Here is an 11,402-nt window from a genome sequence, read left to right on the forward strand (position 1 = left end):
AACTCAAACCGTTCGATTTCGTTCTTATTTGCTACCTGTGCTATTGACTTTGCTTAATTGGTCTCCGGCTATGCGTCCTTTTAGGTTGTTATTCTGAATACTTCTTGAAATTTTCAGCTTGTTCCAAAACTTCTTTGTAGACGTCATCAATAGTTACAGGCGGATAATCAAACTCATCCAGCAGCAAAATCAGGTCAACTTGCAAATTTGCTTTGATATCATCACGGGTAGACCAATCGGTGTACTTAGCTTTATCATCGACAATAATTTTTAATGCGCTTTGATAGTTCAATCATCTTCTCGTCTGAGTACTCGAACTCGTACTTTTTAGCAACCGCCTTGAGGATGTCATAGAAGGCTTTTTCTTCATAGTCAATCCCCATACCTTTGAAGGAATCCTTTTCTTTTTTGAGTTCTTCAAGGAGCTTAGCAAGCTGTTCCGCTACATCATCAAAAACTTCGTTAGCGAAAGCCTCATCACGACGTCGATTATTGTACTCATCAACAACCTGCTTGAGACGATCCGAGAACTCCATGCCCATGATACGGTTGACTTTTTTATATTCATCAATCGCCTGAGAGAGAAGTCGCTGCAATACCTTGATTTTCGTGTTGGGTAGCGGGATTGCGTTTATCTTATCCAGATACTCATCGCTGAAAATATCAACGGAGATATGCTTTCCGGTTTCAAACAGTTCTTCTATACCATCTGATTGAATTGCACCTTCAAGCAGTTCACGGACGCGAGCATTCATTTGCGAAATATCAGGGGCGTCACCCTTTGTAAGTTTAAAAAGAATCGAACGCACAGCACAATAGAAGTGCAAATAGTCCTTTTCTTTATCAGAGATAAACATCTGCGGCTCATGCACAGCCCCGGTAAAAAGAGAGCTTTGTGCGATGGAGGTTTCCGGATGCTCTATGTCCGCCGCCGTTTTTCCCGTTGCTAACCGTGGGTCGGTCTCCCGTAAAAGCGCAAGAAGCTGCTCTGCCCGCCGGTCAACGCCCAGCGCGGCAAAGTCAGCTTCTTGCGTCGTATTTTGAATGAGATCAACGATCTGGTTGGTCAGCCCGATCTGGGCAGAAATGTCCCCACCGTTGTCCAGCACGTTATCCAAGCCCTTTTGAACCACATCTGCCAGATACTGCGCCAGCACCTTGGAGGCTTCCGCCTTGTCAATGGGCGCAACAGACTTGCGAGCCTCCGGAATCTCCGCAAGCTCGCCCGTCAGGGCATTGTTGATGACTTGTTCGTATAGACCATGGTGTAACATATAAATCCCTCACTAAAACTTGGCTATATATCCCAGCTCATAACGGTCAATACGGATATATTAGAAAACAAGGATACCCATCAACCAATCATAGATGCTTTTCACATAGCTATACTCGTCTACAGGAACACTATAGCTCTCTTTTGAAAGCTTATTCGAAATCGAATTGACTCGAAGAATCCAGTCTGTCTTCGGGTCCTTTCCTCCGACTAGATTGGCTTCCTCCGGGCGGACAAAAGTATCCTCGAAGAAGAGCGACCAGTTCTTGCCATTCAAGATAATCTGTTTGCATTCCGGAAGTGTAACATAATCCCAGATAGGAATGTCGATTTCTTCTCCTGTACTAGACACATGCACATACATTGCTTCATCGGCTTCACCTTTTGCTCTGGTATAAATATTCTTCGGTAGTCCTTTAATTAGCCAACTATCACCAAAATATTCTCCGAGGCGCTCAGAAATCAACAACTTAACCTTGGATTCTATTTCTCGTAGCATGGATTTCGTCTCTTCGTTATAGATCTTAGTTTCGTTTTGCCAGAACTCTTCCAATCCATCAGGCACAAAATCCGGCCTCATATCAGCAATTGCCTTCTGATATGCGCGCCAAAACCGGGTATCAGCACCTCCACCAAAGTAACCACGCAAATCCTTGCGCTGCTCAGCATTTAGGTTATTTATGTAGTCAGTCAAAGGCTTGAGATAGTATTGTATCAAGCCAAACATATCGTCAAGAGCCTGCGTTTTAGGCTGAATCATCCCCTTCTCCACAAGCATATTGACAACATCATCAATGACGCGAATAACCGCCTGAATGCCACGGTTCATGGTGAGCATTCCGCTATCCTGATCTCCCTTGTCCCATTCATCCAGACAAGTCTCTCTGATATACAGCAAACACTTCTCTATAAACGGATAGAACAAATCGCAAGTCTCTTGATTATCTTTGCAGTCGAAAGTACCTTCTTTTTGAAGAACATTCTTTTTGCCATAGCTGTCGAAGAATCTACACTTTTTCAGTGCAGACTGAATCGCTTCAACAGTAATGCATCGCGTGGGTGTGGACTCGTTTTCACCTATCACAATTCTCGAGTTAAGAGGCGATGTCGATTCTTCTCCCAGCATCTGCGCGATTTTAGATCGGAGAGCCTGCCGCTGCTCACTGAAATCAGGAGATTCCCAGAGCATGTCTGCATTCAGGGTCACTCTCAACGATTTCGGAACCGCTTTCTGGTTTTCATTAATATCCATGAACAGTTTAATCTGCTCACTTCTTTCCAGATCAACGAAAGCAACTACTGGAATGGTGTTTGTCTCGGCATACAGGGAATCCGAGTAGCCGTACAGACGATGTTGGCCGTCGATAATATACGCAGACCTATAGCGCTTGGGGATATGTAAAATACCGATCTTCGAAATTGTACTATCAACCTTAGAGGCGGACTGATCGAAAACCAATCCCTTTCCATTGGTATCTATACTGATGATAATCGAGTTTGGGAAATATCCACCATCATTAATGAACGACCGGACCTCTTGCAAACGCTTCTTTTTGATTAAACGCTGGTAGGTCGGCATCATATTCTTATTGGCTTCCGACCGATGCAACACATAGCCAATTTTCAAAAGCTTTTCAGGTTCAATTGAAAATGAATAGTAGGTGTATCCACCCATTTTACCTTGGATCGCAGGCACCTTATCATCCATATTTTTAATTTCTTGGTTTGCAAAAAGGCTACCCAAAAGCTGATATCTAGAACAAGAACCCAAATGTTTTGCCAAGTCTGTATAGTACTCGACAGTCGTGTCACTAAAATAGGCCATTCCGGCTTTGTCCAGCAACGCGAGATCTCGTCTATTCATGATGAAATTATGAGACGCCCAAATAAACTTCAGTTTCCGACCCGGGAATTGTTTAAGAACCTCTTTTCTAATCCCAGATATTTTGTCACTAAAAGCTGTTATTTCAGCGGCAAAACTTTTTTCGACGATGGCTTCTGATGCGTGGCAAAGCCCAACCAACGCAGTCTCATCATCAACTGCCAGAACGCCAATTCTTTCTTTTAGGTCATCATTGCTGAAATCATAAGAAATCAGAATTCCATTTTCTGCATTTAGACCATAAAAACCCATCCCAGCAAACATCAACCAAATTCGGTCTTCAAATTGCTCATCTACTGGTTTCTCCTTAGCAATCCCCACATGTTTAGGGCTCTTATAGTCTTTGCACTTTTCCCAACCAGCATCAATATACTCAGGGAGTTCCGAAGCTAAGATCTTTTGTGTCACGAACAGTTTTTTGTGGACACTTTTTGCCGTTGCCAACTGTTTGTCGTATACAACTTGGCTCCAATCCGTTCTAGCCATTACTTCGTACTCCTTTCTGGTATGTTCGTAAAAATATACTCTGGAACTTTTCCGCGATACGCTTTTTTGCCGCCAATCAAACTATTCCTCTCAAGTGTAACCATGCGCCCCTTGTCTTTAAATATCTCCAAAATGGTTTCGTGAGCGGCATTTGTCATAATGTAGTAGGCTCCTGCTTTTTTTATTTGGTCAATTAGCTTTGCCAGTCGGTGCTGATCATCAAGGGAAAACCAAGTTGAATTGTAGCCTACGAAGCCCGTATCTTCCTTAGAAACGGTGTAGGGTGGGTCCAAAAAGATCAAGTCTCCGGCAACTATTTTAGTACTTATATCCGAAAAGTCGTGACAAACAATTTCCATTCCTTCCAGTTTTTTCCCCGCTTCAAGCAGCCGCGTATAATTCACAGTAGCATTTTTATGACCATAGGGAACATTGTACTTTCCGTTCCGATTCACACGGTACAGTCCATTAAAAGAATTTGCATTCAAATACAAAAATCTCGCAGCCCGTTGATATTTCCCTTTTGGTTCCGTCGCGCGAATTGCATAGTAGCTTTCTTCGTCTGTTTCATATTCCTTAAGATACCGAATAACTCTTTCCGGATTATCCCTGACGGCACAAAAAGCGTTTATCAATTCGTCGTTAATATCCGACAAGCATCCCTTATTGGGTAAATCCAAAGAAAAGAAAATCGATGCACCGCCCATGAAGGGTTCGTAATAGTTGTTATAGTCAAGTCCTTCTGTTAGTTGTGCTACATATGGGACAAGCCATGATTTTCCGCCTGCCCATCGAATAAAAGACGTTATAGGTGCCATCAGTAGTTCCTCACCAACTCAATTAAGTAGTATTTTGCGCGCGTGTACGCTATGTAGTTCATATTCTCGGTTGTGTCAATACCGTGGATATAAAAGACCATGTTCGCTTCCAACCCTTTAAATGCATCTATAGAATACACGCTGATTTCATTCTCATTGCTAGGTGTACCACAAACAAATTTCCACTTTGCAATCCCGTCAGGAAATTCAGCCAACAGCTTTTCCTTGCTTTCGGTGAGAATTACTAAGGAATCATTTTTTAGATATTCTTCCTCAAGGTATCGCTTAAAAAGTGTTTCAAAAAGTAAAACCAATTGCCCATGCTCGTTAACAATTTCTGTCGTAGGTGTCGGACCTTCAACAGGGTTTGCAACCATATCTGTACCCAGATTGGTCTTCTCTGCAGTCCAATTATAGATATTTGCGGTATTCCTAATATTCTCCCGCAGCAAATACGGCAGTTCACCAATGCCAAACCCGTTTCCGAAGCTCTCTTCTCTCAAAACCTGAACGTCATCGAAGAAAACTCCTAAGCGAGAGCCTTCTGGATCATCCAAAAGCAATCTAATGATACTTGCCCATTCCTCTGTAAAATCCTGTGCTTCATCAACAAAGATCGCGTTGTACTTTTCATAGTCACCAATGAGGCCATGGCTTATTCCTTTGAACAGCGGCTCTTGATAACTGGTAATATCCTCAACAAGCATTTCAAAGAGTGAGCGAATATCTTTAACATCAACCGCATCCCCAATATGACTGTTTACCATACTGGCAAGTGGTTTTGATGCACAAACAAAAAGTACCTTGTGCCCATTTGATTCCGCTTCATCCTTGGCCATTTTCATTGCAATCCAAGTTTTCCCGGTTCCTGCTCCTCCGCGCATGTAGAATTGTTTTACATTTTTCAGTAGATATATGTAATTGTCTTGCACACGGTTGATCACACTCAGCTGCTGATCTTTGAACCGAATCAACGCGCCAGCTGCTGCAGAAATCGCAATTCTATCTCTTATGAGTTCAAGGAAAGCGCGATGTTGACTTGCTGGATAATAGCGCCGACCGTAAGAACTACCTGCCCATAGGCGGAACATCTTTTTAATGCGATCATAGATATTGTTCAGGTCATTGCTGTCAATAGTACACGTTCTATGACGATTACTTAACTCAAGTTCTTCTCCTATGGGATAGAAGGGAAAAATCACACCGGCACCATATATTCCTGAATACTTGGTGTTGTATTTCGAAGAAAAAACTTTGGAGAAGTAGTACATATTCTTTTCCGCCTGATCATACGGAGAAGAGTTTAGTTTACGCTCACCATGTTCCGCATCCGAAAGATACCAGTTATTATCTTCAATACGGATTCCGTTCCCGCCTTTTACTTCCAGACATAAAAAACCATAGTCAGGACTGGCAACAATAAAATCTGCTTCAGATTTCACGAGACGCCCCGCATAATAACTTGTCCAACTAACAGAATAAAAGACATCGAACGTATCAGGAAGCTGGTTTTTTAATTCTTGATAAACAATTCTTTCAGAATCCGTTGGCAAATACTCTGATATGTTTTTCGGATACATATTAGCCATAATTACATCTCCCAAAAACCAACAGTCGGGTTATCCACTCCGTCAATCGAATACAAATACTTCCTGCCAAGCTCGGCGTTGAAGTGATTGCAAGAAATCTCCGGAATTATGAGACATGCACTGCAAGCCGTATCATCTCGCTCCGTGCAGATTGGATCAAATACGCAATTTTTCGCCTCGTCAAAAGCCTTCTTCAAGAAAAACGCATAGTTAGATTCAGCCATTCCAGACAGAGCGCCGAGGGGGATTCCCTGACTAGTTTGTGCATAGATAAAGATGCTCGCAGTCTCTACAAGGATAATCTCTGTCAAAGAATTACTGGACAGACCACTTAGTTCTCCTGCCGCATTCATAAAGGCATGGGACATAGAGTGGAGCAGCGCAAAAACATTCTTAGTGATTTTTTCACTGTCATCGATTTCACCGAACATCGAAATCACATCGCTATGAACATATTGTGCAAACCACTTTTTCACAGAAACATCGTCGTCAAGATCCGGCAACTGTTCCTCACTGATGATGTTGTTCTCATACAACCACTCAACGATTTTTCGCTGGCTAATCTCAAACAGGATGCCTTCCGTATCCAGTTTGACTCCATAAACAAGATTTGCCGTTCCGTCTCTAGTTCTATCGTAGGCATTGAGCTTCAAGCGGCAATTCTTATTTGTGGAGTTCTTCGGATCAGCAACTCTTCTAGAATATCCATATGTACAGTTGATAATCTGAATATCGCAAGAAACCTGCATATTTGTGATACCCATCTTTTTGTTCAATGCTGTAACTTCCTCCGGAGAATCAATGAAATCCATATCAAGTTGACGCTGAATTGCTTCTTCTAGTGTAATGATTCGTTTAGCATATTTCAGCGTATCATACTGCATCAGCTTGAACGAGAAATGGCTCAGCCATTCTGCGTAGCCCACCGGATTTTCCGCTTTTTTTCTTGAAAACAGATCATCACACATTGCTACATACCGCTCAACACTTTTTGTGTTCGGCGCATTCTGAAGCATGTTATTTACAGCGCTTTCAAACATCTCAGGAGGAAGCATGCCCGCATCAATTAGGGCACGAACCTGCTGTTTTACATTTCGTCTCTGCGCATCGCTTTTAAATGCGTCACTAAATGCTAATTCAATGTTATTCAGAATCTCATCGTAGTCAGCGGTAGACAATTTGTCAAACCATCTACAGACGATCGTCTTTTGCGCATCTATGCCCTTCTTATAGAATTGACCATTCCGCTGATCAACCAGATTAATTACCTTCAGCGTGAAAGGCTTATAATTTCGGCCAGAATTTGCGTTGTCAGGCACCAATCTCGAATTGCAGTTCGGACAAATCTGAACAAACTCTGCAGGTTTTTCCGAGTTGCCGCTCCTATAAAACATTTTATATTGCGTTTCATTGGGGCGGAACTTGAAATTCTTTACCCCCTGCACATGCGGAATCTTTATGGGCTGTGCATATCCGCATTCGCAGGCATAGATCATTTGGAGTTGCTTGACTGCCCACTTTCCACAATCAGGATTTTTGCATTTCCATGTATACTTATCAACCGCATCAGGATTACGAAGATCGCTCACTGCACCACAGGAACTACAGTAAAACACCAACGGGGATATTTCACCGATGATATCAGGGATTCCTTCGTTGCACGCGGTTTCAACAATTGCAAACGAATGAGTATCTGGTGAAAGATCAAACGCGCTGATGTCACCACCTCGATCACCAAACAGTTTTACTTGGCGTTTAATTTCACCTTCGATAAAATCCTCATATATATCAGACATCTTGATATAATTCCAATTTTTTATCTTAGCCGAAACAGCTCTCTCAGAATCATCTTTTTCGGATATCCACATTTCCGGCAAGAACCTATATACAGCTTGAGTTTTGCTTCTCTTCATAATCTCTTACCTCAAATCTTAATCTCGATCTGCTCTTCTGTATCACGTAAGCTCGTCATTGGCGTTTTCTTGCCGTGCGAGAACTTTCCTATTGCGTCCGAAAGGGAAAGTTCCTTTGTGAAATTTCCATTTTTAATTCCAGAAAGAATGTTGACCGCTTCTTCGGTGATGATTTCTTTATATGCCAGAGACATTTTTTCCTGTTCATTGCATCCGTAAGCTGCAATAAGTTTAGAAACTGCATCATCAACGTCGATTTCTCCGGAACGAAGCAACTTCTGTACTTTAATTGCATTATGCAGACTATCCGAATTGGTTTTAATTGTGTAATACTGCCTAATCAAGCCTGCAAGCAATCCGGGCAAGGTGCTATAGATCGCATTTTTTGCCCATCTGTTGATTGGGACAGCCTCAACAAGATCGTCCCTGTTCTGATGGAAAATAACAAAATTTTTCAGGTAGGATCTATCGCGCACCCTCATTAGTCGAATGATATCCACGACAATACCCGTAAACTTACGACCAGTACGCGAATATGCTTGGATGTATTCGGCATTGTTGTTTGGCATTCCAAAGAAGTACATCACGTTAAAGGAATCCTCATCCACGCCATGAGAAATGGTACTTGTTGCGAGCAGGAGGTTGGTACTCTCGAAGTTCTTTCTGTTCGCCTGAATATCGAACAACGTTTTTCTTACGGTTTGGAAGTCCACATCACTGGTCATCTGTTCAATAACATACTTAGGAACACCCTTTGCCTCCAAATAGTTGTTAGCCTGGTTCTGGAATGCGTTCTCAAGTTCCATTGCGTCTTGCTTGCGATTATTGTAGACCAATTCAATCCAATAGTCGTACAGCATATCTCGATACTCATCAATGCTCCCAGAAAAACCGACAGCGCAGAGTTTTTCGTAGCTTTCTTCCAAGAATTGAATCATTCTATACACGACAAGTCGCATGATATAAACCGATTCCCACATGCCGTCAGTAATCGACCGTCCATAGGGGGCATATCCGATCAAAATGCGTGTAATGTCATTATTATCGGTGTAGGAATAGAAATCTTCGCCTGCTTCTGCTGAAGGATATTCACATGGAAATCTCCGTCCATCCATGTGATACAAATGCCAAATATGGCTCTCATACATGGAGATAGTTGCTGTTGCGCCAACAAATCGGATTAGCTTGCGCTGCGCCTCTGGAACCAGTTCCTTTGCATAATAGCTCAAGAACGACTCGTAGTGCGCATCAAATGTCCCCAAACTTTCCTTTACAAGATGCATCTCATCTTGAATAAAAAGAGTCGGGATGGGATCTTTTAGCAATCCTACGTTTTGAAGCACATGTACGCCGCATGACGCGCAAGAGCATTTTGCATTTCCCGTAAATCCATGTACCGGGCATTTTTTCTTCACTTGACCAAACAGCATCTTAAAGTCATTGCTTGTGCCAAGCATAGCCATCTTATCAATCGTGCTGACCACAATGGAAGGCAGATAGCGATAAATTTCGTTATCTACAATCATGAGCGGCAAAACCATGATGGGGCACTCTGGATTATCACAAACATGCTCCAATCTCCAAGTGTCACGATTAAATCTTAGATTTACGTGTTTTTTACCACAATAGGGGCACGTATCAATGAAGCGATAATACTCATTTAGCGTTTCAGAATCACTTTCAAGAATAAGGTCTTTTGTCTTATTCTTATCTCCGCGCTCACTTAAACGTTCAAAGGAGTCTATCTTATTCGGTGTATTTCCTTTGCCCACAAAGAAGCCGACTTGGAACGGTGTTTTGTGAGCCAACTCCCCGCTGGACTCTCTTACAACATTCGCTTTCATGACGATCATAAGCACACGATCAAGCTGTTGCACTGCAAGCAGTCTCAGCGGATACTTAAGAAATGCAGTAATGCCGTCGTTTTTTCCGCGCAGGCGGTCAAAGAACATGTTGAACACGCATGCGCCAAGAAACGCTTCTGTTTTACCACCGCCTGTCGGGAAGTAAAGCAAGTTCGCGGTTTCAATGTCCGCTTCCGCAATATTGGGATCATTTTTATACTCGCTGCGAATCATCTCGCAGATAAGCGAAACGATAAAAACGATCTGGAACAAACGCCAACCGCTAATCTGTCTGTGTTCACCAGCGAGTTTCGTCATAAAGGTTTTGTTCATATAAACAAACGCCTTTTTAACAAAATCCCTGTACTCAATCTGATCAATGCCCTTCCTAAAACGGCCAATTTCATGCTGATAGTTCTCTAATGCATCTTTAAACCGTTCTTTTGCATTGACCGTTTGGAACCTTGTATGATTGAACTCGTAGACACACTTCTCATAATCCGATTTCATTTCTTCGTAAATAACAGTCAGATTGCCAACAGGATCCTGAATAAGTTTTTCAAATGTAACATACTGTGTTAACGCATCTTTGGTCTTCAGGCGCATTTGATAATATCTCGGAATATTATCAGTCCGAATGGAGTTGTCCTCTTCATGATAGGCTGCAGAAGTGTTTTCTGCAACGACATGCACCATGGGACGCTTTCTGTAGCTGTTTTTAAAATAGTCCAGTTTGATATTCTGAAACTCGACACTATCATCTCCAACCACATCAATACCAGCATTGAAAACTTTAGGCAAATATCCGATGTTGCTCTTGCCATTCACGGGAGTCTTATTAACCATTTGCATCAAGAATCGATAGGAATCCCCTTCATCGGTAACGGTGCAATAAATGTCAATATCCCATCGAGGGTTTACACGTTCTTCGCTTCCACCTGTAACAAGGTAGAAACGTTCCTTATCGACCAGATCAAAAAATGTAACACGGTCACTCTTAATAACTTTTATTTCGCTGATGATTCTATCCGACAGAGCCCTTAAGCGTTCGTTGATTTTCTGCTCCAAATGAAACTTTTTATCACTAATAGAGTCAAGCCGGATTGATATACCATCACCCATCTCGTCTTCAACCCGCACCTTTTTGTAGGTCAATGGAAGACTAAACCGCAGGTCAGGATAGCATTCACAGAGCTGCTGCATTTCGGTATATTGAACGTTATCCTTTTCAGAGTATTTCTGAAGCAAGTAATCAATCGTCTTGTCATAATCCGGCTCGACCGTATAAAACAACAGTCCCTTGGGAATCACACGAATAACACCTGAAGAATTCTTCTTGACGATAAACGAAATACTTATGGACGGTACACTTTCAAAGCGGGTACTATTATTCTCGATATACCCACCATCAAACTTCTCTTCCATGCGGTTCTCAGCAAGCATGCCGACCATAACGCGATCTGCCGGAGATTCATCCACAAAGGTCTCTTCAATATCATCACCAGCGATCCTTTCGATATATCTAGAGACTATGTAATCAGCAAGTATGTTGTAATCGTTTGCCATACTATTTCTCCTCCCAGCACATGCAAATGCC

Annotated in this window: 7 protein-coding genes; all 7 read right to left on the reverse strand. The window is 42.3% G+C overall.

What is annotated here, in order from left to right:
- Positions 1-88: 88 nt before the first annotated feature.
- From I5P96_RS14270 to I5P96_RS05095, 7 genes are read right to left on the reverse strand one after another with little or no spacing between them, the layout of a single operon-like run.
- Positions 89-292 carry a DUF3387 domain-containing protein gene (locus I5P96_RS14270; protein WP_263286901.1) on the reverse strand — a complete coding sequence of 68 codons (204 nt, stop codon included), beginning with the start codon at positions 290-292 and terminating at the stop codon, positions 89-91.
- Positions 255-1,274, reverse strand: coding sequence for a DUF3387 domain-containing protein (locus I5P96_RS05070; RefSeq protein ID WP_263286902.1), 1,020 nt, complete (start codon positions 1,272-1,274; stop codon positions 255-257). Before I5P96_RS05070 ends, I5P96_RS14270 begins: the two co-directional genes overlap by 38 nt.
- Before the next feature lie 60 nt (positions 1,275-1,334).
- Positions 1,335-3,641 carry a DGQHR domain-containing protein gene (locus tag I5P96_RS05075; protein ID WP_223383455.1) on the reverse strand — a complete coding sequence of 769 codons (2,307 nt, stop codon included), beginning with the start codon at positions 3,639-3,641 and terminating at the stop codon, positions 1,335-1,337.
- Positions 3,641-4,459, reverse strand: a complete 819-nt coding sequence (locus I5P96_RS05080) for a DNA adenine methylase (RefSeq protein ID WP_223383456.1) — start codon at positions 4,457-4,459, stop codon at positions 3,641-3,643. The genes I5P96_RS05075 and I5P96_RS05080 overlap by 1 nt, the downstream gene beginning before the upstream one ends.
- Positions 4,459-6,048 carry a nuclease-related domain-containing DEAD/DEAH box helicase gene (locus tag I5P96_RS05085; protein ID WP_223383457.1) on the reverse strand — a complete coding sequence of 530 codons (1,590 nt, stop codon included), beginning with the start codon at positions 6,046-6,048 and terminating at the stop codon, positions 4,459-4,461. The genes I5P96_RS05080 and I5P96_RS05085 overlap by 1 nt, the downstream gene beginning before the upstream one ends.
- Positions 6,049-6,050: 2 nt before the next feature.
- Positions 6,051-7,961 (reverse strand): Zn-binding domain-containing protein, encoded by a 1,911-nt coding sequence (locus tag I5P96_RS05090; RefSeq protein WP_223383458.1) that lies wholly within the window; start codon positions 7,959-7,961, stop codon positions 6,051-6,053.
- 11 nt (positions 7,962-7,972) lie between these two features.
- Positions 7,973-11,371: a DEAD/DEAH box helicase family protein gene (locus tag I5P96_RS05095; RefSeq protein WP_223383459.1), complete on the reverse strand. Its 3,399-nt coding sequence runs from the start codon at positions 11,369-11,371 to the stop codon at positions 7,973-7,975.
- Positions 11,372-11,402 lie beyond the last annotated feature (31 nt).

It is taken from the genome of Faecalibacterium prausnitzii, from assembly GCF_019967995.1.
In the GTDB taxonomy this organism is placed as follows: domain Bacteria; phylum Bacillota; class Clostridia; order Oscillospirales; family Ruminococcaceae; genus Faecalibacterium; species Faecalibacterium prausnitzii_E.

Coding starts and splice junctions, on each gene's coding strand:
- I5P96_RS05080 (WP_223383456.1), bottom strand. CDS start 4,459: ATGGCACCTATAACGTCTTTTATTCGATGGGCAGGCGGAAAATCATGG.
- I5P96_RS05085 (WP_223383457.1), bottom strand. CDS start 6,048: ATGGCTAATATGTATCCGAAAAACATATCAGAGTATTTGCCAACGGAT.
- I5P96_RS05070 (WP_263286902.1), bottom strand. CDS start 1,274: ATGTTACACCATGGTCTATACGAACAAGTCATCAACAATGCCCTGACG.
- I5P96_RS05090 (WP_223383458.1), bottom strand. CDS start 7,961: ATGAAGAGAAGCAAAACTCAAGCTGTATATAGGTTCTTGCCGGAAATG.
- I5P96_RS05095 (WP_223383459.1), bottom strand. CDS start 11,371: ATGGCAAACGATTACAACATACTTGCTGATTACATAGTCTCTAGATAT.
- I5P96_RS05075 (WP_223383455.1), bottom strand. CDS start 3,641: ATGGCTAGAACGGATTGGAGCCAAGTTGTATACGACAAACAGTTGGCA.